21 protein-coding genes are annotated in these 22953 nt (G+C 71.2%); 4 read left to right on the top strand and 17 right to left on the bottom strand.

Going from position 1 to position 22953, the window contains the following annotated elements:
• Positions 1–111: 111 nt before the first annotated feature.
• The 7 genes from ACZ5K7_RS32745 to mftA all read right to left on the bottom strand — a co-directional run bounded on the left by ACZ5K7_RS32745 (position 112) and on the right by mftA (position 6384).
• Positions 112–1032 (bottom strand): 2-hydroxyacid dehydrogenase, encoded by a 921-nt coding sequence (locus tag ACZ5K7_RS32745; protein ID WP_468918995.1) that lies wholly within the window; start codon positions 1030–1032, stop codon positions 112–114.
• 91 nt (positions 1033–1123) lie between these two features.
• Positions 1124–2557 carry a mycofactocin biosynthesis glycosyltransferase MftF gene (mftF, locus tag ACZ5K7_RS32740; protein WP_468918993.1) on the bottom strand — a complete coding sequence of 478 codons (1434 nt, stop codon included), beginning with the start codon at positions 2555–2557 and terminating at the stop codon, positions 1124–1126.
• Positions 2554–3426 carry a mycofactocin biosynthesis peptidyl-dipeptidase MftE gene (mftE, locus tag ACZ5K7_RS32735; RefSeq protein ID WP_450972724.1) on the bottom strand — a complete coding sequence of 291 codons (873 nt, stop codon included), beginning with the start codon at positions 3424–3426 and terminating at the stop codon, positions 2554–2556. The genes mftF and mftE overlap by 4 nt, the downstream gene beginning before the upstream one ends.
• A gap of 1 nt (position 3427) precedes the next feature.
• A complete protein-coding gene (mftD, locus tag ACZ5K7_RS32730; RefSeq protein WP_468918990.1) occupies positions 3428–4609 on the bottom strand; it encodes a pre-mycofactocin synthase MftD in 1182 nt (393 codons plus the stop codon).
• Positions 4610–4698: 89 nt separating this feature from the next.
• Positions 4699–5958, bottom strand: a complete 1260-nt coding sequence (gene mftC / locus ACZ5K7_RS32725) for a mycofactocin radical SAM maturase (RefSeq protein ID WP_468918987.1) — start codon at positions 5956–5958, stop codon at positions 4699–4701.
• The gene (mftB, locus tag ACZ5K7_RS32720; RefSeq protein WP_351701990.1) at positions 5955–6245 is read right to left on the bottom strand and encodes a mycofactocin biosynthesis chaperone MftB; all 291 of its coding nucleotides are present in this window, start codon (positions 6243–6245) and stop codon (positions 5955–5957) included. The genes mftC and mftB overlap by 4 nt, the downstream gene beginning before the upstream one ends.
• A gap of 16 nt (positions 6246–6261) precedes the next feature.
• Positions 6262–6384 carry a mycofactocin precursor MftA gene (gene mftA / locus ACZ5K7_RS32715; RefSeq protein ID WP_351701993.1) on the bottom strand — a complete coding sequence of 41 codons (123 nt, stop codon included), beginning with the start codon at positions 6382–6384 and terminating at the stop codon, positions 6262–6264.
• 420 nt (positions 6385–6804) lie between these two features.
• Between mftA and mftG the strand changes: the two genes are divergently transcribed.
• Positions 6805–8385 (top strand): mycofactocin dehydrogenase MftG, encoded by a 1581-nt coding sequence (mftG, locus tag ACZ5K7_RS32710; protein WP_468918982.1) that lies wholly within the window; start codon positions 6805–6807, stop codon positions 8383–8385.
• Positions 8386–8488: 103 nt separating this feature from the next.
• Here mftG and mftR read toward each other — a convergent pair whose 3' ends face one another.
• From mftR to ACZ5K7_RS32680, 6 genes are all read right to left on the bottom strand, one after another.
• Positions 8489–9118, bottom strand: coding sequence for a mycofactocin system transcriptional regulator (gene mftR / locus ACZ5K7_RS32705; RefSeq protein ID WP_351701999.1), 630 nt, complete (start codon positions 9116–9118; stop codon positions 8489–8491).
• Between the two features lie 117 nt (positions 9119–9235).
• Positions 9236–9796: a cysteine hydrolase family protein gene (locus ACZ5K7_RS32700; protein WP_468918978.1), complete on the bottom strand. Its 561-nt coding sequence runs from the start codon at positions 9794–9796 to the stop codon at positions 9236–9238.
• A 58-nt stretch (positions 9797–9854) separates the two neighbouring features.
• Positions 9855–11195, bottom strand: a complete 1341-nt coding sequence (locus ACZ5K7_RS32695; RefSeq protein WP_468918975.1) for an FAD-dependent oxidoreductase — start codon at positions 11193–11195, stop codon at positions 9855–9857.
• Positions 11192–11518: a ferredoxin gene (fdxA, locus tag ACZ5K7_RS32690; protein ID WP_351702008.1), complete on the bottom strand. Its 327-nt coding sequence runs from the start codon at positions 11516–11518 to the stop codon at positions 11192–11194. The genes ACZ5K7_RS32695 and fdxA overlap by 4 nt, the downstream gene beginning before the upstream one ends.
• 80 nt (positions 11519–11598) lie before the next feature.
• A complete protein-coding gene (locus tag ACZ5K7_RS32685) occupies positions 11599–12819 on the bottom strand; it encodes a cytochrome P450 (protein ID WP_468918973.1) in 1221 nt (406 codons plus the stop codon).
• Positions 12820–12882: 63 nt separating this feature from the next.
• Positions 12883–13668, bottom strand: coding sequence for an SDR family NAD(P)-dependent oxidoreductase (locus ACZ5K7_RS32680; RefSeq protein ID WP_468918970.1), 786 nt, complete (start codon positions 13666–13668; stop codon positions 12883–12885).
• A 182-nt stretch (positions 13669–13850) separates the two neighbouring features.
• Here ACZ5K7_RS32680 and ACZ5K7_RS32675 point away from each other — a divergent pair, with 182 nt between their 5' ends.
• Positions 13851–14624: an HpcH/HpaI aldolase family protein gene (locus ACZ5K7_RS32675; protein WP_468918968.1), complete on the top strand. Its 774-nt coding sequence runs from the start codon at positions 13851–13853 to the stop codon at positions 14622–14624.
• A gap of 111 nt (positions 14625–14735) precedes the next feature.
• Here ACZ5K7_RS32675 and ACZ5K7_RS32670 read toward each other — a convergent pair whose 3' ends face one another.
• The 3 genes from ACZ5K7_RS32670 to ACZ5K7_RS32660 all read right to left on the bottom strand — a co-directional run bounded on the left by ACZ5K7_RS32670 (position 14736) and on the right by ACZ5K7_RS32660 (position 18346).
• Entirely contained in the window at positions 14736–15581 is an 846-nt protein-coding gene (locus tag ACZ5K7_RS32670; RefSeq protein ID WP_468918966.1) for a hypothetical protein, read from the bottom strand.
• Between the two features lie 145 nt (positions 15582–15726).
• Complete coding sequence (locus ACZ5K7_RS32665; RefSeq protein ID WP_351702023.1) at positions 15727–17211, bottom strand: aldehyde dehydrogenase; 1485 nt, start codon at positions 17209–17211, stop codon at positions 15727–15729.
• A gap of 430 nt (positions 17212–17641) precedes the next feature.
• Positions 17642–18346 (bottom strand): GntR family transcriptional regulator, encoded by a 705-nt coding sequence (locus ACZ5K7_RS32660; RefSeq protein ID WP_351702026.1) that lies wholly within the window; start codon positions 18344–18346, stop codon positions 17642–17644.
• Positions 18347–18530: 184 nt separating this feature from the next.
• Here ACZ5K7_RS32660 and ACZ5K7_RS32655 point away from each other — a divergent pair, with 184 nt between their 5' ends.
• Complete coding sequence (locus tag ACZ5K7_RS32655) at positions 18531–19745, top strand: CaiB/BaiF CoA transferase family protein (RefSeq protein ID WP_468918962.1); 1215 nt, start codon at positions 18531–18533, stop codon at positions 19743–19745.
• 133 nt (positions 19746–19878) lie between these two features.
• Complete coding sequence (locus tag ACZ5K7_RS32650) at positions 19879–20808, top strand: TrmB family transcriptional regulator (RefSeq protein WP_351702032.1); 930 nt, start codon at positions 19879–19881, stop codon at positions 20806–20808.
• Here ACZ5K7_RS32650 and ACZ5K7_RS32645 read toward each other — a convergent pair whose 3' ends face one another.
• The gene (locus ACZ5K7_RS32645) at positions 20809–22932 is read right to left on the bottom strand and encodes an acetate--CoA ligase family protein (RefSeq protein ID WP_468918958.1); all 2124 of its coding nucleotides are present in this window, start codon (positions 22930–22932) and stop codon (positions 20809–20811) included.
• Between the last annotated feature and the right edge of the window lie 21 nt (positions 22933–22953).

The following is a 22953-nucleotide window of genomic DNA, read 5'->3' as shown; positions in this document are numbered from 1 at the left end:
CTGCCGTCCGGCACGGCTCCACTTGACTGCGACCTTCGGTATGCAATTTTGCATACATTAGTGGCGACCGCAAGACCCTCACCGACCCCCACCCGTTCTGATCCTGTCCGCTCAGAAGCGCTGGGCTACTTCGTTCACCAGCTCGTGCCCGTCACGCAGACGCAGGATCTGTTCGCGCACGAGCCGGTAGGCACGCTCCTCCCAGCCGCGGATCGTGCCGACGTGCGGCGTGATGAGTACGTTCGGCGCGTCCCACAGTGGGTGGCCGACGGGAAGCGGCTCGGGGTCGGTGACGTCCAGGAACGCCCGGATCCGCCGGCCGAGCACTTCGGCGACGAGCGCCTCGGTGTCCACCACCCCGCCGCGTGAGACGTTCACCAGCAGCGCGTCGTCGCGCAGTGCGGCGAGGAACCCGGCGTCGACCAGGTGGTGCGTGTCGTCGGTGTGCGGCACCGCGAGTGCCACCACGTCCTGCCCGGGCAGCAGCCGCCGCAGCTCGGCGACGTCATGGACACCCGGCCGCGGGCGCCGGGCGACGACCGTGACCTCGGCGCCGAACACCCGGACAGCGGTGGCGATGCGCGTCCCGATGTCGCCCGCGCCGATGACCAGCACGCGCCGGCCGTCCAGTCCCTCGGTGAACCGCTGCTCCCAGCGGTGGTCGCGCTGCGCCATGGCGAACGGAACGATGCCCCGCAGCATCGTGATCATCCCGCCCACCGCGAGCTCCGCGGTCGATCGCCCGTGTACGCCACGCCCGTTGCACAGCAGGACGCCCTCGGGCACCACGGAGAGCCACGCATCGACTCCCGACGAGACCAGCTGCACGACCCGGAGCCGGGGAAGGGACTCCAGCGTCTCTCGGCTCGGCCGCGTGGCGAAGCGGCCGACGAAGAATGCGATCTCGTCGCCATGGGCCGGGATCTCACCGATGCCGTCCCACACGATCACCCGGACATCACCCGGCAGCGCACCGAGCGCGGCGCGTGCGGCTCCGTCGGGAACACTCACCGTCAGCATCGAACCGGACATGGCCACTCACCCCTTGAACAAGTCCCCGTGGTCGCGAGGGACTCGACGTCGGCCTCGGCAGCCGCGGTGTTCCCGGGCCCGGGTGCGGGCATCACCGTCCCGGCCGGCGGGCGCGTACCACGATGCGGGGACGCAGGGCCGCGGTGGAGCGGCCTCTGACGGCGGAGAGCCAGACTCCGGTGCCGTAGGCAAGGTCGTCGAGGCGGCGGGCGACGGCGTAGCGCAGGGGGCCGAGTCCGCCGGTGCTGCGGCTCCGGTACTCCAGGGCCACGTCCGCGACGGCCGCCACCGCGGCGGCGCGGCGGACCCGACGGGAGACCAGGCATCCGGCCGCCGTGGCCGGCCACCAGTGCCGGGTGAGCAACGCGCCGCCCTGAGCGAGGGCGTTGACGGCTCCGCCGCCGGTCAGCCGGGCGGCCTCGCGCAGCGGGTGTGCGGTGCCGTCGAGGGTGCGCGCGACGCGCAGGGTCGCCGTCGTCCACAGGGCCGCGGCCACCGGCAGGGACCAGCGGCGCTGCGCCGCGACCGTGACCACCAGGGCCGCGCTCCAGGGTGCGAGCACGGCCGTGGCGGTGTCGCGGGGGTGGCGTACGGCGAGGGGGTGGGCGCCGGTGCCGTAGTCGGCCTTGCGCCGGAACCAGTCGACGACGTGCGCCCGATGCTCGTGGGCGGCCTGCACGGCGGGCTCGTAGCGGATACGGCGCCCGCTCTCGGTCAGCCGCCAGCACAGGTCGACGTCCTCGCCGACCCGCAGGGACTCGTCGAAGCCACCGATGTCCAGCAGGGTCCCGACGTGTGCCACCAGGCAGGCGCTGGGCACCCACGAGACGGGACTGCCGGGGCGCACCGATGCGGGGTGTGTGCCGAGGTCGAGGGAGGAACGGGCGTGTTCGTAACGGCTGATCCAGCCGTCGGCGGAGTCCGCGGTCAGCGCCGTGATGCGGGGGACGGCCATGGCGACGGACGGGTCGGCGAAGTGCCGCATCAGTACGGGTACGGTCTCGGCGGGCAGCACGATGTCGGAGTCCACGAAGACGACGTGCGAGGTCGTCACCTGACGCAGTCCGGCATTGCGCGCGCCGGCCGGGCCGACGTTGACGGGCAACGTCAGCAGGCGTGCGCCGTGTTCTGCGGCCACGGCGGCCACCCGTTCCGGGGCGAGCGAGGCGTCGTCGACGACGATGACCGGGCTGCCGGACGGTATGCAGGCGAGCAGGCGCCCCAGTTGCACGGGCCGGTCCCGTACCGGGATGACATACGTGCACGAGGGCGCGCTCTCCCCCGTCGGGGCGGGGTCGGCCACCGCGGTGAGCTGGGGGTTGGCCATGCCGTTCGACAGCAGTCGGTCCGCCAGGAACGCGCTCGCCGCGTCCCGCACGCACAGGCTGCGGCCGGCCAGCATGGCCCGGGCCCGCGGGGTCAGCCGCAGCAGCCGGGTGGGCTGTCCGCCCAGCAGGGCCCCGCCGCCGTCGAGGACCCGGGTGCCGCGGTCGAGGGTCACGGTGAAACCGTTGGGGAGGGTCATGGAGACAGCCGTTCTCGGGCGGAGTCGTTCGGGGCGGCGCGGGTGCCGGGGGCCGCTGGTGCCGGGCCGTGCGCGGCCGTCCGCCGGGCCGCGGCCGGCGTCCGCGCGGACGCCGGGGGCTCGCCCAGTCGCCCGCGCGGGTCGGGGCGCCAGGCCTGGATGCGCCGGGCGGCGCTGTCCGCCAGGGCGCGCAGCAGGGCACGGCCCTCCTGCGCGGTGGCGCCGGTCGGGTCGCCGAGGACGCCGTTCGGTGCGACGGCCCGGACTCCGCGCGCCGTCAGCTCCGGCATGAGCTGGACGATCGGTCGGGTGTCTCCGGGGACGGCGGCGTCGAGACGTACGGCGTCGGGGACGAGGTGGAGCATGAGCGACGTCTCGGTGCGCCCGGCGTGCGCGTCTCCGCCGGGGACACCGCAGCCGAGCCACGCGGTGTCGTGTCCCTCGGCCCGCAGCTGGGCCACAGCCGCGTCGAGGGTGGCCACGTTGCCGCCGTGACCGTTGACGAACACGCACCGGCCGGCCCACAGCGACAGCGACCGCACCATCTCGATCAGCACCGTCCGCAGTGCCTCGTGACCGATGGACACGGTGCCGGGAAAGTGGGCGTGCTCACCGCTCGCGCCGAAGGCGAGTGCGGGTGCCAGCAGCACCCGTGCGCCGGAGCACTCTTCTGTCCGGTCCCGGTCCGTGAGCCGTTGGACGGCCGCACGGGCCACCGCGGTGGCCACGACGGTGTCGGTGTCCAGCGGCAGGTGTGGTCCGTGCTGTTCGGTCGATCCGACGGCGACGACCACCAGCGGCGCACCGGTGATCTCCGGCCACACCGCTCGCCCCAACTCGTTCTCTCCGCGGCCGCCCTGACCTGGCATGTCAGCCGCTTGCGCCGAGAGTGCGGGTGAAGCCCTCGGGGATGACCAGGTCGTCGGGGCACAGCTCGTGGACCGAGGCCCGGCCCAGTCCCAGGACGGCGGAGTCGAGCCCGCCGCGCAGCAGGTCCAGTACGTTCTCCACACCGGCCTGGCCGTTGGCGCCGAGGCCCCACAGGTAGGCGCGGCCGATCAGGACGGCCCGGGCGCCGAGGGCCAGCGCCTTGGCCACGTCGCCGCCGCGGCGGACACCCCCGTCGAGGAGTACCTCGATGTCGCTGCCGACGGCCTCCACGACGGAGGGCAGGATCCGGATGGTCGCGGGGGTGGTGTCCAGGTTGTTGCCTCCGTGGTTGGAGACGGAGACCGCGGAGACGCCGGCGTCCACGGCGCGTCTGGCGTCGTCGACCCGGGTGACGCCCTTGAGCAGGAACGGCCCGCCCCACTCCTCGCGCATCCACTTGACGTCGTCCCAGGTGGGCGGAGGGGTCTGCATCCACTCGTAGTAGGCGCCGAAGAAGGTGGGGGCGCTGCCGCCCGGCGGTTGGAGGTTCGGGGCCGTCAGGTCGGGTATCCGGCCGGTTCTGGCGAAGGACCACAGCCAGCGTGGCCGGGTGACCACGTCGGGCGCGAGCTTCATCGCCGTCTTGAGGTTGATCGATTCCGGGATCTCCGGGCTGCCCCAGTCCCGGCCGACGGAGAAGGACCAGTCGAGGGTGGCGATCAGGGCCTTCGCGCCGGCGGCGCGGGCCCGTTCCATGCGCCGGCTCATGCTCTCGCGGGTGCCGGTCCAGTACATCTGGTAGAAGGTGTTCGCGTTGGCCGCGGTGACCTCCTCCACCGGTTTGGAGGCGAACGAGCTCAGTCCCATGATCACCCCGCGGTTCGCCGCCGCACGGGCCACGGCGACCTCGCCGTCGGGGTGGACGGCCTGGACGCCGGTCGGTGAGATCACCACCGGCATGGACGTCTCCACGCCCAGCACGGTGGTGGTCAGATCACGCTCGGCGTAGTGGCCCGCGACCCGGGGCGCGAAGCCCAGTTCGGCGAAGGCCCCCAGGTTGTCGTCGATGGTCCGGCCCCGTTCCGAGCCGGCCACGAGGGCGTCGTACACGGTGCTGGGGAGGTACTTCTTGGCGCGGCGCTGGGCTTCCGCGACCGTCTCGAACCAGGGATTCCTGCCCATGCGGCGACTCTCCCTTGCAAAGGACTGTTATACGGACGGGATCTGCCGGACGGCAGGCGCGGGTACCACGGACACCGTGAGACACGGCGTCATGTGAGGCTCAGTCCGGCCAGCGGGTCCTCGGCACAGGCGCTGACCGGCGGCCGGTCGGCCTCCCGGCGGCGGGTCAGCACCAGGTCGACCGGGCCTCGGCGCCCCGCGGGTGCGGTGCGATGGGTGTGGTCGGCGGAGGGCTTGGGAAGGTGACCGCGCCCTTCGGGGCGCTGCGCGAGCAGCTGCTCCCCGTAGCCACGGACGCACTCGGGATCGGGGCCGTCCAACGGCAGACCGGTGAAGAACTTGGCGGCCATGCAGCCGCCCTTGCAGGTGTCGTAGAAGGAACAGGAGGCGCACGCCCCGCCTGTCTGCGGCTCCCGCAGGCCGAGGAACAGCTCGGACTCGCGCCACACGCGGGCGAAGCCGCCGTCCGCGCGCACGTTGCCTGCCAGGAACTCGTCATGGATCGCGAACGGGCAGGCGTAGACGTCGCCGACCGGGTCGATCAGACAGACCACCCGGCCGGCGCCGCACAGGTTCAGGCCCGGCAGGGCCTGGCCGTAGGCGGACAGGTGGAAGAACGAGTCACCGGTCAGGACCTGGTCTCCGTGGGCCACCAGCCAGTCGTACAGCTCACGCTGCTGGGCCTGGGTGGGGTGCAGTTCGTCCCACACATCCGCGCCGCGCCCGGAGGGGCGCAGCCGGGTGAGCCGGAGCTGTGCGCCGTAGCGGTCGGCGATGGCCTTGAACTCGTCCATCTGCGGGATGTTGTGGCGGGTGCAGACCACGGAGAGCTTGAAGTTCTTCATCCCGGCGTCGGCGAGGTTCCGCATGGCGCGCAGCGCGGTGTCGTACGAACCCGCTCCGCGCACCGCGTCGTTGACCTCGGGGGTTGCCCCGTCGAGGGAGATCTGGACGTCCACGTAGTCGTTGGCGGCCAGGCGACGGGCCACCTCGGGAGTGATCCGTACCCCGTTGGTGGAGAACTTGACGCCGACGTGGTGGGCGGTGGCGTAGTCGAGGAGCTCGAAGAAGTCGGCGCGGACGGTGGGCTCGCCGCCGCCGATGTTCACGTAGAAGACCTGCATGGCCTCCAGCTCGTCGATGACGGCCTTGGCCTCGGCGGTGGTCAGCTCCCGCGGGTCACGCCGCCCCGAGCTGGACAGGCAGTGGGTGCAGGACAGGTTGCAGGCGTAGGTCAGCTCCCAGGTCAGGCAGATGGGGGCGTCCAGGCCGTATTCGAAGAGATCGACCAGGCGGCCCCCGGCCGGCCGCGCCGGTGCCACCGTCGGCCGGGGTGCTCGGGCAGTCATGACGTGCTCCTTTCGACGACCATCGAGGAGCGGGCCAGCGCGGCCAGCGCTCGCCCGAAGCCGGGCAGTTCGCTGTCCCTGACCTCGGCGGCCGAGCAGGCGGCCCGCGCCGTGGGCGCCGTGGCCAGGCCCTGGACGGTGGCGAGCAGCCGGGGGTCCTTGAGGAAGGTGAGCTTGCGGGTGCCGAAGTGGTAGAGCAGTGCGCCGAAGGGTTCGGGCCGCACCGAGACCTGCGGGTGCAGGTCCCAGGCGCGGTCCAGGTCGATCGGGGAATCGATCGGGTTCATGGGTCTTCCCGGCGGCCTAGTAGACGCCGCACATGCCGTCGATCGAGACCTCCTCGATCAGCGTGTCCGTCTCGACCAGTGCCTCGGGCTCGACCTCGGCGGCCTGCTCGTCGGCGGGAAGGGTGTCGAACTCGTTCATGCGGTCCTCCCGGAGCTTGGCTCCGGCGGACTGGTGCCGGAGCGTGTTGGGGCGGAGCGGAAAGGAAGGGCAACCGCCGTCGGAATCGGCGGGCGGCAACGGGCGCGCGTCACGGTCCGTTCACGTGCCGGGCCGAAGGCGAACAGCGGGCGGCTCCCTGCTTGTAGCCAGGAGAGTAACGGCACGTGGTGCCAAAAGGAAGGCGTCGGCGTGCAACTGCAACCGAGGGTGCGGTCGCTGCGCCGGCGACACGTCTCCGGCCTGCGTGAACTTCCCGCGAGCCGGGCCGATGTCCGGCACCGCCGCGGGCTGCGGCGCATCGCTGTGGGCGGTCCGGGGGCTTGCGCTCGTGCCGGGACTCGGCTTTGATCCCTGAGCCATGACAGAGATCCGCCTGCTCGTCCGCCCCAGGCCTCTCCCGTGAGTTCGGCACTCTCGTCCGGCGCACCTCACGATGTGCTCGTGGTCGGCGCGGGCGCCGCGGGCGCGGTGCTGGCCGCCCGCCTGAGCGAGGATCCCGACCGCACCGTCCTGCTGCTGGAGGCGGGCTCGTCCCCCGCGACCGAGGAGGAGTTCGGCCGCCGGCTGCTCGACGCACGGCTGGTCCCCGGCGCTCAGCCGGATCACCCCGGCACCTGCGTCCACCCCGTCCACCTCACCCCCGAGCGTCCGTGGGCGGTGCCTCGCGGCCGGGTGCTCGGCGGTTCCACCACCGTCAACGGCGGGTACTTCGTGCGCGCCCGCCGCCAGGACTTCGACCGCTGGTCCGCCCTGGGCAACCCTGCCTGGGCCTACGACCGGGTCCTGCCCTTCCTGCGCGCGCTGGAGAACGACCTCGACCTCGGCGCCGGGCCCCTGCACGGCGGTCAGGGCCCCGTGCGGGTCCGGCGCGTGCGGACGGACCACCCCGCGGCCAGGGCTTTCCGCGACGCGGCGCACACCTGCGGATACGCCCTGGAGCCGGACAAGAACGACCTCGACGCGGCGCCCGGCTTCGGACCGGTACCGACCAACTCCGTGGACGGCGTACGCCGCAACACCGCCCTGAACTACCTGCCGCCGAAGGTCCGTGCCCGGCCCAATCTCACCGTACGAGGCGGAAGTCACGTCGTCCGGGTCGCGGTGGCACACGGCCGCGCCGTCGGCGTGGTGCTCGTCGACGGCACACTCGTCCGCGCGGGCGAGGTCGTGCTGAGCGCCGGGGCCATCGGCTCCCCCCAGTTGCTGCTTCTGTCGGGCATCGGCCCACGCGCCGACCTGGAGCGGCTCGGCATACCCGTGGTCCGCGACACGCCCGCTGTCGGTGCGCGTCTGAGCGACCATCCTCAGGTGGTCCTCGACTGGACGCTCCGCCACGACCCACCCGCGCCGCGGGAATCCTGGCTCGGCGGATGCCTGCATCTGGCCTCGGGCGTCGGCGAGTCCGGCGGCCGCGACGGTCCCGGCGACCTGGAGATACTCCAGTCCCTCGTGCCGATGAGGGGGTTGACCAGCGGCCGGACCGGCGCGCCGGGGGAACCGCTGCCGTTCCTGGTCGCCGCGCAGGCACCGCGGCGTACCGGCCGGCTGAGTCTGGTCGCCTCCGATCCCGCGACGCCGCCGCGCATCCACTACGGATACCTCAGCACACCGGAGGACCGACGCCGGCTGCGCGAGGGCGTGCGCGCCGCGGCCGCGCTGCTGGCGTCACCGCCCATGGCGGATCTCGCCGCCGGACGGGCCGGGCCGGCCCCTGACGTGCTGGCGGCGGACAGGGCGCTCGACCGGTGGGTCGCCGACAACCTCGGTACCGCACAGCACACCTGTGGCACAGTGCCGATGGGGAGCGCCGACGACCCCGGCCGTGCCGCCGTCGACCAGTACGGACGTCTTCACGGCGTCCGCGCGCTACGCGTCGCCGATACCTCGATCCTCCCTGACGCTCCCCTGCGCGGTCCCGCCGCCACTGCCGTCCTGGTGGGCGAGGTGGTCGCGGACGCCATGCGCCGCGAGGTGCCCTGATGTTCCCGGCTGCCGGAAACCGCCACCGGCGTGCGCCGCACCCACCGCACGCCGGGTGCCTGCGTGACACCGCACCGCTCCGCCACGGCCCGTGGCCGGCGGATCAGCCTGGGAGATGGATCAACGAGTCCCACCCGCCGGCCAGTTGACGGAACGTCGCGTCGATCAGCGGCGTGAGGAGTTGCCGTTCGTCGGCGAGCCAGTGCTCGTAGGCGGCGATGGCGGCGGCCAGGGAGGCGTAGCCGACGAGCCGCGGCAGCAGATCGGACGCCGACAGGCCGGTGCGTGTCGCCACGAACTCGGTCACGATGGCACGCCACGCGTTGTACCGCAGGGTGGCGTCGGCCTGGAGGGTCGGCACGGTGAGGATGAGCTGCATCCGTTGCCGATGCCAGGGCACTTCCTCGGGGTCGAACCGGTTGAACTCGACGACCGCCTCACGCAGCGCATCGGCGAAGGGGACGTCCGGGTCGACGGCGTCGAGCAGTGTGCGCAGGCCCGCCAGCTGGTTCTCGAAGTCGCCCCAGACCAGGTCGTTCTTCGAACCGAAATAGCGGAAGAAGGTACGGCGCCCGATGCCGGCGGCGCCGGCGATGTCGTCCACCGTCGTGCTGTCGAACCCCTGGGAGGAGAACAGCTCGAAGCCGATGCGTTCCAGGTCGGTGCGAGAGGTGGCGCGGGGCCTCCCGATCCTGCCAGGTGCGTCCGCTCGCGTGCTGGTGGCCTGCTCCACGGGCCCTCCCTCCCCCGGGCGGCCCTCCGGCGCCGGCCCAGGGCACCACACGATACGCGTCGCCGGCGGCATGCCGCGAACGACCGCGTACCGGCCCCGGGGAAGGCCGGGACGACTTCAGCGGGAGCTCTTCACCAGGCCGATGATCTCCGCGGCGGTCCCGGTCTCTCCCAGCTTCGGGAAGACGCGCTCGACGGCGTTGGTGTGCGCCTCGGGGTCGAGGTCGGTCATCGCGTCGGTCGCCAGGGTCACGTGGTATCCGAGCGCGTACGCCGATCGCGCGGTGGACTCGACGCCGATGCTCGTCGCGATTCCGGTGAGGACGACCTGGGTCACGTTCTGCGACCGCAGGTAGCTGTCCAGGTCCGTGCCGGGGAAGGCGTCCCAGGTCTTCTTGGTGACGACGTGGTCGCCGGCCTCGGCCTTCAGCTGCGGAACGAGATCCGTCCAGTTCGGCGCGGGAGCCGCCCTGGACTTGGGCAGCTCATTGCGGCCCGGGGCGCCGCCCGCGACGTTGATCAGGACGACCGGCAGCGCGTACGAGCGGAAGACGGCGGCCAGCTCGGCCGCGCGATCCACGACCTCCGAGGCCGGATGCACGGTCGGCAGACCCACTGTGCCTTCCTGAAGATCGACGACGAGAAGCGCGGAACGGGCGTCCACGGTGGTCAGAGACATGCCATAGCCCTTCATTTTGCGAGACACTTTTGCAGACATTTTTGCATTCAGAACTGTATCAGTTTTGGGCCGATGCGACGGCGAGCATCCTGCCGCGTTCGTGCAGCTTGACCCGCCCTCGGCCCAGCGGCCGCCCCGCGATCTCCTCCGCGGCGTCGATGCGCTGCCACGCGGACCACTCCACGACATCGACGCCGCGTTCCCGAAGCAGGAGGAGGGGATCCTCATATCCCCGACGAGGCGGCTTCGTGGTCCGCGCCCGATCCTGTGTGATCGCGGCGACAGTCGCGACGGCGTCCTGCTTGTTCGTGCCGATGACGCCGCTCGGCCCTCGCTTGATCCAGCCCGCGGCATACACGCCGGCGAGTTCTCCGGTGCCGTCCATGACCCGGCCCTCGGCATGCGGGACGGTGCCGGTGTCCGGCTGGAACGGCAGGCCGGGCAGGGGCAGGCCCCGATAGCCCACCGAGCGGACGAAGAACTGCGCGGGAAGCACCTCGTCGGCCTCCGCCTGCCCCGGACCACGGCGGATCACCCGCAGACCGCGGGCGGAGTCCTCGCCCACGAACGCGACCGGGGTGCGGAAAAAGGCGAAGCGCACGGTTCGGCGGTGCGCTCCCGTCGGTGTGCCGGCGGCGTATCCACGCAGCGTCGCCAGCATCCGACGCGTGGACGGACTCTCCTGCGCGGAGCCGGCGGCGGCCTGGTCGTCCGCCAGGTCGTCCGGGTCGGCCAGGACCTCCGTACCGGACAACTCCCGGAGTTCGCCCAGCTCCTTGCTGCTGAACTTGGCGTGGGCCGGACCGCGGCGCCCCACGACGAGGATCTCGCGGACCGTGCTGGCCGCCAGCACGTCGACGACGTGTTGGGGCACGTCGGTGCGGCGCAGTTCGTCAGGGGTGCGGCAGAGCATCCGGGCCACGTCCAGGGCCACGTTGCCCACCCCGATGATCACGGCGGTCTCGGCCGTCAGCGCGAAGCGGTCCACCGCGGCGTCGGGGTGTCCGCTGTACCAGGCGACGAAGTCGGTCGCCGAAGCCACCCCCGGCAGGTCCTCGCCCGGGATCGACAGGTGGCGGTCCGCGCTCGCCCCGCAGGCGACCACGACGGCGTCGTAACGCTGCCGCAGCTCGTCGAACGTGATGTCAGTACCCACCCGTACGTTTCCGAGGAAGCGCACGCGCGGGTGGGCGAATATCTCCGCGAGCGAGCCGACGATCGACTTGATCCGCTGGTGGTCCGGGGCGACGCCGTAGCGCACCAGCCCGAACGGCACGGGCAGTCGCTCGTAGACATCGACGACGGCGTCCAGGCCGGCCTGTTCGGAGAGCTCCTGGGCGACATACGCGCCCGAGGGCCCGGAACCCACGACGGCCACGCGAAAGGCGGTCCCGCTCATCGGTCCTCGCCCTGGGCCCCGGTCCCGGCGACGATGTCCGCGTCATGGGTGGACGGGCCGAACTTCTTGGCGCCCCTGGGCGACCCGATGCTGTCGAAGAACGACGCGTTCGCGCTCAGGAACGCGTGGTTGTCGTCGCTCAGGTCCTCCGAGTACAGGATCGCGGACATCGGGCACGCCTCCTCGCAGGCGCCGCACTCGATGCATTCGTCCGGATGGATGTACATCATCCGTCCGCCCTCGTATATGCAGTCGACCGGACACACCGCGATGCAGCTTCTGTCCTTCACGTCGACACAGGCCGACGTCACCACGTAGGTCATCGGACCTCCTTTTGTTGGAACTTGGAACTGGTCAGGCCTGACCGTTCTGGGTCACGCGTCCGCCGCTCCGCGCGCGGTGCTCACCGGAGGACCAACGGCAGCTCGTACCAGCCGTTGCGCAGCAGCTGACGGATCTCACGAGGCTCGCCCGCCTTCTCGATCACCGAGAAGCGGGAGAGCAGTGCCTCGTAGAACAGGCGTGTCTCGAGGCGGGCCAGATGGGCGGCGATGCAGAGGTGCGGGCCATAGCCGAACGACAGATGGGCGGCGGCGTTCGGCCGCCGGATGTCGTAGGTCCAGGGGTCCTCGAACACCTCGGGGTCGCGGTTCCCGGCGTCGAACAGCAGATAGACCCGCTGGCCTTCCTTGATGGTGACGCCGCGCACCTCGGTGTCGTGCGTCACCGTACGCAGGAAGCCGCGCGCAGGTGTCGTCCACCGCAACGACTCCTCGATCGCACCGCCCAGCAGCTGCGGTTCGGCCCGCAGCAGCTCCGTCTGCCCGGGGTGTTCGGCGAGCGCCAGGGCCATGCCGGCCAGCAGCGAGCGGGTCGTGTCACTGCCGCCGGCGAGGAAGAGGCCGCAGTAGATGAGCAGGGTGCTCTCCGTCAGCGGCCGGCCGTCCAACTCCGCCGCCAGCAGCGTCGAGATCAGGTCCTCGCCGGGCCGGGCACGCTTGACCTCGAACTGAGCGCGGAAGAACGCGTTCATCTCCTGGAACTGCCGTACGGCCTCGCGGATGTTCTCCGCTCCGTGGATGAGCTTCAGGGACTCCAGCGCGTCGCTCCACCCCCGGATCTTCTCGTCGTGACCGGACGGCAGCCCGATGAAGTCCTCGGCGACCTTGATGGGCAGCCTCGCCGCGATGGTCTCGACGAAGTCGAACGGCTCGCCCGGTACGACGCCGCCGACCAGCGTGTCGGCCTGCCGCTGCACGTGGTCACGCAAGGAGGCGAGGGCCCGTGGTGCGAAACTGCGGGAGGCGACACCGCGCAGTTGACCGTGGCGTGGCGGGTCCGCGTAGGCGAACTGCTCCCCGGGGCCGTACAGGGTGGCGTACGCCTCGGCCTCTTCCGGTTCCAGCCGAAGCTGATGCAGGTGCAGCCCGCGGCTGGAGCTGAAGATCTCCGGGGTACGAGCGGCCTCCCGGATGTCTTCGTGCTTCGAGAGGACGAACAGGTCGAGCGGCTCGTAGTAGAAGACCGGGTGCTCGGCATGCAGCCGCGAGTAGACCTCCTGCCGGTCCTCGAAGTAGAAGTCCGGGTCCTCGATCTTGACGTCGTCGCTGGTCAGTGTCGTCATCTGGTCATCGCCGATCTCTCGATGTGCTGGCTGTTCGGGGCGTCCCGCAGGGGCCAGGGCGCGTCAGGACTTCCAGGCGCTTCTGGGCCCCAGCAGCTGGCCGCCGTCGACGACGAGCTGCGTGCCGGTGATGTAGCTGGAGTCGTCGGACGCCAGGAACAGTGCCGCCGCGGCGATCTCGTCCGGCCGGCCGATCCGCGGGATGGTCATCCGGCCGAACCAGGCGTCCTTGTCCAAGGCGGCGAAGCCGGGCCCGGAGTTCATCGGCGTCTCGACTCCGCCCGGGTGCAGCGAGTTGACCCGGATGCCGTGCTCCCCCAGCTCCCGGGCCGCCGCCCGCGCGTACGCGGCGTTGCCGGCCTTGCTGACCGCGTAGGGGATGAATCCCGGACCCACGGACATCGAGGCGATGGACGACACCACCACCACCGAGCCGCCGCCGGCTTCGATCATCCCGGGCAGACAGGCCTGGGTGCCGATGATCGGTCCGAGCACGTTGACGCCGACGGCCAGGCCCACCGACTCCGCGTCGACGGAGGCCACCGTCCCCGGCGTCATCACGCCCGCGTTGTGGACCAGCACCGTCGGCCGCAGCCCGAACGCCTCCTGGCAGAGCGAGACGGCGCCGTCCCAGTGGCTCCGCTCGCGGACGTCCACGTGAAGGTAGCGGGCCGGCTCCCCCAGTTCGTCGGCCAGTGCGGCTCCTTCGGAGTCCAGGACGTCGGCGATCAGGACGCTCGCGCCGGCGCCCACGAAGCACCTCGCCATGGCCGCGCCGATGCCCCGTGCGCCACCCGTGACGATCGCAGCCCGGCCGAGGAGTCGGTCCGAGTCACTTCCTCTGCTCATCGAAGTCCACTCGCCTCCGTGTGGGAAACGTGCTGGTCAACGCCGCACGGAAGGATTCCCGCCCTCCACGCAGTGTTCATTTTTGCATACATTTACAGTATGGTGGCGGGAGATCAGCGTCAAGTAGTACCTGCGTCACCCAGCAATATGCATGCATAAGTGCGTTCACAGAGAGGTGCCTCGTGCGGGACAACCGAACCAAGATGCGGATGGCGTCGGGCCGGCCGGCCCTGGGCGTGTCGCTCACCATCCCCGACGCCTTCGTCACGGAGGCCATCGGCGCGGGCGACTTCGACTTCGTTCTGATCGACATGGAGCACGCCCCGATCTCGGTCGACGTGCTCCAGACCATGCTCGTCGCACTGCGGGCTTCCGCGTCGACGGTGTTCGTCCGCCCCACCGCGAACGACGCCGTGCTGATCGGCCAGATACTCGATCTGGGGGCCGAGGGCGTGATCGTTCCCGGTGTGCACGACGCCGCTCAGTGCGCCGCGGCGGTGAGCGCGACGCGCTATCCCCCGGCCGGAGTACGCGGGTTCGGGCCGCGCCGGGCGGCCCGCCTCGACGGCGGCCGTGCGGAGTACCTCGCACGGGCCGACCAGGAGATCGCCGCCTTCGTGATGATCGAGCACGTGGACGCGGTCTCCGGCATCGACGCCATCCTGGAGACGCCCGGACTGGACGGGATCATGGTCGGACCGGCCGATCTCGCGGCATCGATGGGGCACTTGCACGATCTCGGCCACCCGGCGGTCAAAGCCGCCATCGACACAGTGGCGTCGGCATGCGAGCGGCACTCGTTCCCGTTCGGCATCTTCGCCGCGGCCGAGGCATCGGCCCGCCTGTGGGTGCGCAGGGGCGCCCGGTTCATCGCGGTCGGTGCCGACACCCAGTTCCTCGACCAGGGCATCGCACGCACCAAGTCGCTGATCGCGGAGATCACTTCGGTCGACTGAGCGCGCGTGGCGGCCGTCCTGCCGGCCGGGGTCGGCCCCGGCCGGAAGGCCACGGCCCGCAGCCCACCGGAGTCCGGGGGCTGCGGGCCGCCGCTGTGGCCTGACCGGAACTCAGGCGACCGCGGCAGGATCGGGCAGGGGCAGGCCGAACACCACCGCGTGCGCGTCCGCGGTGCCGGCGAGCGCCGTCTTCTCCCCGAACTCGGAGAAGATGACGGTTCCCGGCTCGTAGACCACGCCGTCGACGGTCAGCCGGCCGTCGATGATCCAGAGCAGTTGCGTGCGCTCGGCGGTGAGGTCCAGGACCCCATCGGCCGTGTCCCACGCGTAGTTGGCGACGTAGACATCGTCCTCGGTGAAGCGGCCGAGGGTCTTGGCCGAGACGCCCCCGCCGATCGGGCGCCAGGCGAAACCCTCCGGTTCCATGATCACGGGCTGCGGGTAGCGAGGCGTGGGATAGACGAGCTCGCGCTGGTTGAAGGTCTCCCACACCGCGTTGCGGCCGTCGGCGCGATGTTCCTCGCCGTCCGCGTCGACGGTGATGTAGTAGCCGTCCCGGAACTCGCCCGTCTTCTGCATCTGCGCGTAGGTCTCGTCGTGCTGGGCCCGGGAGACCCAGTGCTCGCCCCACTGGATCAGCAGGATCTCCGCCTCCTCGATCGTCTCCGGGCCGTACGCGGCGCCGGCCGGGAAGAACACCGACTGCCCTTGCGCGGACACCTGGAAATGACCGAAGTCGGGCTGCCCGCTGACGGTGTAGCGGATCTGGTCGAAATTGTGCTTGTGCCGCGGGGCGGTGAACGTGCCGTGCCCGCCCTCGTAGCGCACGAGGTCCGCGGTGTACCCGACGCCCGGCGACACCTCCCCCTCGTGCACGAGCTTGCGGTGCACCCGGCCGGGCCGGTTGGCCTTGCTGACGAGGCTCCACGGAATCTTCGCGGTTTCGATCACATGCATGTCGACTCCTATCGGTACCGGCAGCGAGGTCGTCGGTGCGCCGCCGGTCGGACACGGACAGGTGGGCGCGGACGTTCTCGCGCCGGGTGAGAGCGACCGGGAGAGCCGCCCCGGGGTCGGCGGCCCCTGGGGCAGGGCAGTGTGGTCAGGGGGCGTCCGTGGGTTCGCGATCCAGGATGATCGCCTTGGGCTCCAGGTACGGCATGAGGCCTTCGCGGCCGCCCTCCCGGCCGATTCCCGACTGCTTGAAGCCGCCGAACGCGAAGGCGTGCGAGTTGCGATGGGCGTTGTGGCCGACCGTCCCCGAGCGGATGCGCCGGGCGAACTGCCAGGCGCGGTTCTCGTCGTCGGTGAACACCGCGCTGTTCAGACCGTAGGGGCTGTCGTTGGCGACGCGGATCTGGTCTTCCTCGTTCTCGGCCGGGATGACGCTCAGAACGGGGCCGAAGACCTCGTTGCGGGCGATGGTCGAGTGGTTGTCCACATGGCCGAGGAGCGTCGGCTCGATGAACCAGCCCTTGTCGAGTCCGGCCGGCCGGTGGCCTCCCACGGCGAGCTGCGCGCCCTCCTCGAGTCCCTTGCCGATCAGTCGCTCGATGGTGTCCCGCTGCCGCCGCGCGGCGACAGGTCCCATGTCGCTCTCGGAGTCGAACGGGTCCCCGACCCTGACCTTGGCGAACTCGGCGCTGAGCGCCTCGACGAGTTCGTCGTGCCGGTGCTTGCTGACGATGACACGGGTCAGGGCGGAGCACACCTGACCGGTCAGTTCCATGGTCGAGTCCGCGAGGGAGGCGGCCGCCTTCTCCAGGTCGTAGTCGTCCAGGACCAGCGCGGCCGACTTGCCGCCGAGTTCCAGGTTGACCCGGGCGACGCGGTCGGCGCACAGGGCGGCGATGCGCTTGCCGGCCGCTGTCGAGCCGGTGAAACTCACCTTGTCGACACCCGGGTTGGCCACCAGCGTCTCGGACGCGGCCCGATGCGCGGTGACGACGTTGACGACTCCGGCGGGCAGGCCCACCTCCTCGGCGATCTCGGCGAGGAGGTAGCCGGCCGACGGCGACTCCGGTGAGGACTTCAGGACGATGGAGCAGCCCGCGATGAGCGCCGGGGCGAGCTTGAACGACAGGGCGACGATCGCGGCGTTCCACGGCACGATCGCGCCGACGACACCGACCGGTTCGCGGGCGAGCCAGCCGTGGCCACCACCTGCCGGGGTGTGCCGCTCGATCCACTCGAAGTCGTCGGCGAGGCTTGCGTAGAAGTCGTAGATCCCCGCGATCCTGGCCCCGCGGACCACGGCGTCACCGTGCAGGATGCCCATCTCGGACGCCCAGGTGTACGCGATCTCGGACTGCCGCTTGCGCAGCCCTTCGGCGATGGCGCGGAGGTACTCGGCCCGCTCGGCGGGGCGCAGGTAAGGCCACGGGCCCTCGTCGAACGCGTGGCGCGCCGCGTCCACGGCGCGGCCGACGTCCTCGGGCTTGGCCTCGGCGACCTGGAGGTAGACCTCCTCGGTGGCCGGCTGGACGACGTCGATGAGGTCACTGGTCGACGGCTTCACCCAGGCGCCGCCGATGTAGAAACGGTCAGGGTGCTTGAGGGGAGCGGCGGCAATCTTCGGTGCGGTCACTGCGTTCGTCTCCAGAGTGTTGAAGCTGGAAGCAGAGGTAACCCGCCGTCATGGCAGGGGTCGGAGGTCCGGGGTCGTCGGCCCCGCGTCGACGTCCGTGCCGTGCGGCGAGCGTTTCCTCGCCCTCACCCGGCGGCCGGTACAGACACACGGCGTCGGCAAATATGTATGCATTCTAGCCGACACTTTGGCATGCAGGAAGACCTCCGTGGCGGCGCGAGGGCGCACTCCGGCATGGGGGGCGGCCGGCGGCAGCGCGTGGCAGCCCTGACCACAGGGCGCCGCGTGGCACGCCGGGCCTGCTGCGGGGCGAGGGGAATCGGGCGTCACCGCCGCTCGCCGCGGTACACCCGCGGCGCGGCAGCGATCACGTCGGCAGGCATGCGCGAGCCCGGGCGCACCTACGCCCGGGCTCCGGCGCACGCACAGGTCAGGAACGACCCCGCAGGAGCATGGAACTCTCGTGGCCGCCGACACGGTGCGCGTCGAACAGCTCGACGAGGGCCTCGCGGTCGTACTTGCGCAACGCCTTGATGATCTGCTTGTGCTCCTGGCTGATCCGGGTGGTCACGTGCGGCAGTCGCCACCACCACGCGAGATAGCCCTCGGACAGCTGCCACAGCCGCTGGATCTCGCGCTTGAACTGGTTCAACGGCGACAGTTCGAAGATCGTGAAGTGGAAGTCGCGGTTGGCCCGGAGAACCGCCGCGATCTCGCCCTGCCCTACGGCCGCGATCATCTCGTCGTTGTACCGCGCGAGTGCGTCCAGCGTCGCCTTGTCGGGCTTGGCGATCGAGCGGAGCAGTTCCCCTTCCAGCAGCTCGCGCATCCGGTAGATCTCGGCGAGGTCCGACGGCTCGAGACGGGCCACGACATAGCCGCGGTTGGTCTCGTAGGTGACGACGCCCTCGGACTCGAGCGTGCGCAGCGCCTCGCGGAGCGGGCTGCGGGAGACCCCGATCTGCTCGGCCAGCTCGACCTGACGGATCTTCTGCCCCGGCAGCAGGGCCCCCTCGATGATCAGGCCCCTGATCTGCGCGGCCGCCTGCAGAGTCAGCTGCATCGGCTCGGAGACGGAGCGCGCGCGCCCGGTCGCGGCCGACTCCTCCGACTCGGAACCGGGCTTCCCGACCACAGCGTCACCGCCAGCCTTCACCGCACTGCCCATCCGTTCGTTTCGCCGTCATTAGTGAGGCCAAAGATACACGCAGCCGGTCCCGCGGAGGCGAAAGTTGCAGGCAGACAGCTTGACTTGGAGCGGCGACCCACGGTTACGCTCATGGCACCTACCCACGTAGTGACTGCGAGGTGGAACTGGCGTGTCCGGCGAACGGATGGACTCCTCCCCCGACCTGGCAGGCGAGCCGCCCCTGGCCGGCCTGCGCGTCGTCGACATGACGATCTGGATGGCGGGGCCGGTGACCGGCATGCTCCTCGCCGACCTCGGAGCCGACGTCGTGAAGGTGGAGAGCGTCAACGGCGACCCCACGCGCTCGCACACGGCCCCCACCGCCGGCAGCGGGACCAGCGGGACCAGCATCTCCTACTCCACCTTCAACAGGAACAAGCGCTCCATAGCCCTGGACCTCGGTTCCTCGGACGACCGGGGAACCTTCGACCGGATGATCGAGCAGGCCGACGTCTTCGTCACCAATATGAGCCCCACGACCGTCACCAAGCTGGGCATCGACGCGGACTCCCTGCATGCCGTGAACCCCCGGCTGGTATACGCCCGCGGCTCCGGGCTCGGTCCCGGCGGACCCCGGGCCAACGACCTCACACAGGACATGACGGGCATGGCGTACGCCGGAATGCTGTTCGCCCTGTCTCCCGACCCGGAGCAGCCGTTCGCCCCGCCCGGCGCGCTGAACGACGTGATCACCGGCACCTATCTGTTCAGCGGTGTACTGGCCGCGCTGCTGCGCCGCGCCCGGACCGGCCGCGGCGAGACCGTGACCGGGTCCCTCCTGCAGAGCGCGCTGTGGACGCAGATGGGTCTGGTCGGTTCGGTGGCCAACACCGAGGGCGCCTCGACCACGGGCAGGCCGCGCACCGACCCGCGCAACGCGCTCCTGAACCAGTACCGGGCCGGTGACGGCAGGTGGATCGCCGTGGCCGCGGTCAATGCCCGGGCGTGGGACGCGTTCGTGGCCGGTGCGGGGATCGAGCACCTGGTCGCCGACCCGCGCTTCGCCACGTACGCCGACATGCTGGCCAACACGCACGATATGCGCGTCGAACTGGACCGGCACTTCGCCACCCGCCCGGCCGGCCACTGGCTCGAACGGCTGCGCGCACACGGTGTGTGGTGTGCTCCCGTGAACCGTCTCGGGGACGTCCTGGACGACGAACAGGTCACGGCGAACAACTATCTGACCACGCTGAGCGACGGGCTGCGGACGGTGTCGATGCCGTTCACGCTCGACGGTTTCGCACCCGACGCGACGGCCGGGCCCGGCCTCGACGCCGACCGCGAGGCGGTCCTGCGGGACTGGGGCGTGAACCCCGCCGCTCGCCCCTCCCCTGGGGCCTGACCTCGGTCCCCGGCCGAAGGCGGCTGTGCCACTCACTACTGAGGTAGGCACTGTGGCCGTCGTTGCTATGCTGGGGCCCAGCAGGCCGACGCACGCGGCAACCCCACGTCCACAGTGTGAAGGGACCCCACCCATGGCCCGGCAGGTCTCCGCCCCCGTCAACGCGTCCCGGCTCGACACCCGGGTTATCAACGCCCTGGTGGAACTCGGGTTCTCCCAGTACGAGGCGCGCACCTACGCCGGCCTCATCGGGCGGGAGCCGATGACCGGCTACGCCGTCGCCAAGGAGACGAACGTCCCGCAGCCCAAGGTCTACGAGACGCTGGTACGCCTCGTGGAGCGTGGTGCGGTGGTGCAGACCAGCAGCACACCCGCGAAGTTCATCGCCGTGTCGCCGACCCGTGTGCTCAACGAGCTGGAGTCCGCCTTCCGTCAGCGGCTGGCCACGGTCGAGCTGGAGATCTCGCGGATGCGTCCGGCCGATGCCGGAATGCAGAACCTGCGGCCGTACCAGGAGGCGACCTCGTGGGTCGAGATCGCCGCCGCGGCCCGGCAGCTCATCACGGGCGCCGGGGAACGGGTGTACGTCTCCGGCCACAGCACGTACCTCGACGCCCTCGGCGACGCCCTCGACGAGGCCGACCGGCGCGGCGTCCGTATCGACGTGCTGTGCTTCGGGGAGCCGCCCTTCTCGCTCGAGAACGGCACCGTCATCCGGCACAGCAGTACCGACGGCACCGTCTACCGGCACCACCAGGCACGGCACCTGGCACTCACCTGTGACTCGGCCGGCTCCTTGTGGGCCCTCGCTCCCGAGGGCGACGTCTGGGAAGCCGTCTTCGCCACCGACGACACCCTGCTCGCGGCGCTGGTGAAGGGTTTCGTCCGGCACGACATCTTCATGCAGCGCACGTACCACGACTTCGCCGACGACATGCGCGCCCGCTACGGCGCGGGGCTCGAGGGGCTGTTCGACCGGAACGCCGCGGCGTCCGGCCGGCGCGGACAGCGCCACACCGACCCGCCGGAGACGGACCAGGGCGGGCTGCGCTCACTGGGCTGATCAGCGGGCCAGCAGTACCGCGTCCAGGGTCACGTAGTCGGTGCCGGACTCGCCGACGACCATCCGCAGGGGGTTGACCTCGATCTCGGCGACGCGCCCGGCCTCCGCCAGGAACATCGTCGCGAACGCCTGCGCCACGCGGGTGAGCTGGGCCGCGTCGGCCGCCCGTCCGCCGCGCACCCCCTGCATCCGCCGCCACAGCCGCAGCGGGCTCAGCGCCCGGGTGAACTGCTCGTCGGTGAACGGGATCGCGAGGTGCAGGACGTCCTTCTCGATCTCGGTCTCGACGCCGCCGGTGCCGACGGTCAGCACCGGGCCGAACACCTCGTCGTGGTGGGCGCCCACCAGCACGTCGAGACCCTCGCCCACCATCTCCTGGAGGTACACCCCGTCGGCCGTGAAGCCGAAGGGGGCCAGCCGACCGGGATCGGTCATCGTCGTCCAGACGCGTGCCGCCTCCTCGGGTGAGGTGATGTGCAGGGCGACACCGCCGACCTCGGTCTTGTGCACCAGGCCCTGGGCGGACAGCTTCATCGCCACCGGCCGGCCGATGCGGCGCTGGGCCTCGGCGGCCTCCTGCGCGGAGGCGGCGAACTCCTCGGCGGGGAAGCGCAGGCCGTAGCGTTCGAGGAGTTCGCGGGCCTCGTCGTAGCCGAGAGCGGTAGGGGTGGCGTGGGACTCCTCGGGCGGCTCGGCGGCTGTCTCCGCCGGGGGCGTGGGCGCGGCCGGCAGGGACACCTTCGCCCATTCCACGACCCGGGTCAGGGCGGTCACCGCGCGGTTCAGGCCGTCGTACGGTGCGAAACCGGCGTCGGAGAGCACGTCGTACCCGCCGCCGTGCTTCGGCGACATCCACACCGGGATGAGCAGGGTGTCGTGCCCGGCGGCTATCTCCAGCGCGTCGGTGGTCACCGATACGGTGCTGTCGCCGTAATCGGCGGGCATCGCGAACAGGATCGAGCCGACGTTCGGGTCGTCGCAGATCAGCTGGAACACCGCGCGGTTCAGCTCGGAGTCCGTGAACACCCTCGTGGTGAGGTCGACCGGGTTGTCGACGAAGCCGAAGCTCGGCGCCCGCTCCACGAGGGCCCGGGCGGTGTCCGCGGTGAACTCGGCCAGGTGCAGGCCCGCGGCGCCGATCATGTCGGCGCCGAGCGACGCCGTGCCGCCGGAGAAGGAGTACACGCAGACCTGCCCGGCACGGGTGATGTCCGCGTCGAGGGCCTTGTGGAACAGCAGCAGCGTCTCGGCGAGTTCGTCGACGTCGTCGACGCGGATCACGCCGTGCTGCCGGAACACGGCGTCGGCGACGACGTCGTTCCCCGCGATGGACGCGGTGTGCGAGGCGGCGGTCTTCTGCCCGTACTCGGAGCGGCCGATCTTGAGGACCACCAGCGGCTTGCCGGCCTGCTGGGCGCGGCGGGCCGCGGCGATGAACTTCGCGCCGTCACTGAACCCCTCGACCACCGCGCCGATCACGCGCAGCCGGTCGTCGTCGACCATGTGGTTGACGAAGTCGCCGACGTCCAGGTCGGCCTCGTTGCCGGGGGACGCCCACAGTCCGATGCCCAGGCCCCGCTCGCGCCACTGCATGACCGCGCGGCCCAGTCCGCCGCCCTGGGTGACCAGGCCGACCGGGCCGAGGCTCACGTCGTCGCCGGCGACCGGGGACATGGTCAGCAGCACCCCGTCGGCGTTGTTGGACAGTCCCGGGGAGTTGGGGCCGTACACCCGCATGCCGGCCGCGCGAGCGGTCTCGACGATCCCCCGCTGGAGGTCGGCGCCCGAGTCGTCGGTCTCGGAGAATCCGGAGCTGAGCACCATGACGTGCCGGGTTCCGGCCGCCGCGCAGTCCTTGACGACGTCGAGCACCGCGCCGGCGGCCACGAGGACGATCGCCACGTCGACGGGCTCGCCGGGGATCGCCGACACGGACGGGTAGGCCCGGTCACCCAGGACGGTGTCGTAGGCCGGGTTGACCGGGAAGGTGCCGCCGGGGATCGAGGAGTTGTTGCGGACGTTGTGGTACGTCGAGCGTCCGAAGGAGCCGGGCCGGTCGGAGGCGCCGACCACCGCGACCCTGTTCGGACGGACCAGCCGGGAGATGTCCGCGAAGGACGACATCGAGATCACCTGTTCCGTGGG

The organism is Streptomyces sp. NPDC031497, assembly GCF_055580905.1.
This window is presented reverse-complemented; position numbering and strand designations above follow the sequence as displayed.

Coding starts and splice junctions, on each gene's coding strand:
- fdxA (WP_351702008.1), bottom strand. CDS start 11,518: ATGACCTACGTGGTGACGTCGGCCTGTGTCGACGTGAAGGACAGAAGC.
- mftD (WP_468918990.1), bottom strand. CDS start 4,609: ATGGGCAGGAATCCCTGGTTCGAGACGGTCGCGGAAGCCCAGCGCCGC.
- ACZ5K7_RS32645 (WP_468918958.1), bottom strand. CDS start 22,932: ATGTCGTCCTTCGCGGACATCTCCCGGCTGGTCCGTCCGAACAGGGTC.
- mftC (WP_468918987.1), bottom strand. CDS start 5,958: ATGACTGCCCGAGCACCCCGGCCGACGGTGGCACCGGCGCGGCCGGCC.
- mftE (WP_450972724.1), bottom strand. CDS start 3,426: ATGCCAGGTCAGGGCGGCCGCGGAGAGAACGAGTTGGGGCGAGCGGTG.
- ACZ5K7_RS32670 (WP_468918966.1), bottom strand. CDS start 15,581: ATGCATGTGATCGAAACCGCGAAGATTCCGTGGAGCCTCGTCAGCAAG.
- mftA (WP_351701993.1), bottom strand. CDS start 6,384: ATGAACGAGTTCGACACCCTTCCCGCCGACGAGCAGGCCGCCGAGGTC.
- ACZ5K7_RS32700 (WP_468918978.1), bottom strand. CDS start 9,796: ATGTCTCTGACCACCGTGGACGCCCGTTCCGCGCTTCTCGTCGTCGAT.
- ACZ5K7_RS32650 (WP_351702032.1), top strand. CDS start 19,879: ATGGCCCGGCAGGTCTCCGCCCCCGTCAACGCGTCCCGGCTCGACACC.
- ACZ5K7_RS32695 (WP_468918975.1), bottom strand. CDS start 11,195: ATGAGCGGGACCGCCTTTCGCGTGGCCGTCGTGGGTTCCGGGCCCTCG.
- ACZ5K7_RS32685 (WP_468918973.1), bottom strand. CDS start 12,819: ATGACGACACTGACCAGCGACGACGTCAAGATCGAGGACCCGGACTTC.
- ACZ5K7_RS32745 (WP_468918995.1), bottom strand. CDS start 1,032: ATGTCCGGTTCGATGCTGACGGTGAGTGTTCCCGACGGAGCCGCACGC.
- mftF (WP_468918993.1), bottom strand. CDS start 2,557: ATGACCCTCCCCAACGGTTTCACCGTGACCCTCGACCGCGGCACCCGG.
- mftB (WP_351701990.1), bottom strand. CDS start 6,245: ATGAACCCGATCGATTCCCCGATCGACCTGGACCGCGCCTGGGACCTG.
- ACZ5K7_RS32680 (WP_468918970.1), bottom strand. CDS start 13,668: ATGAGCAGAGGAAGTGACTCGGACCGACTCCTCGGCCGGGCTGCGATC.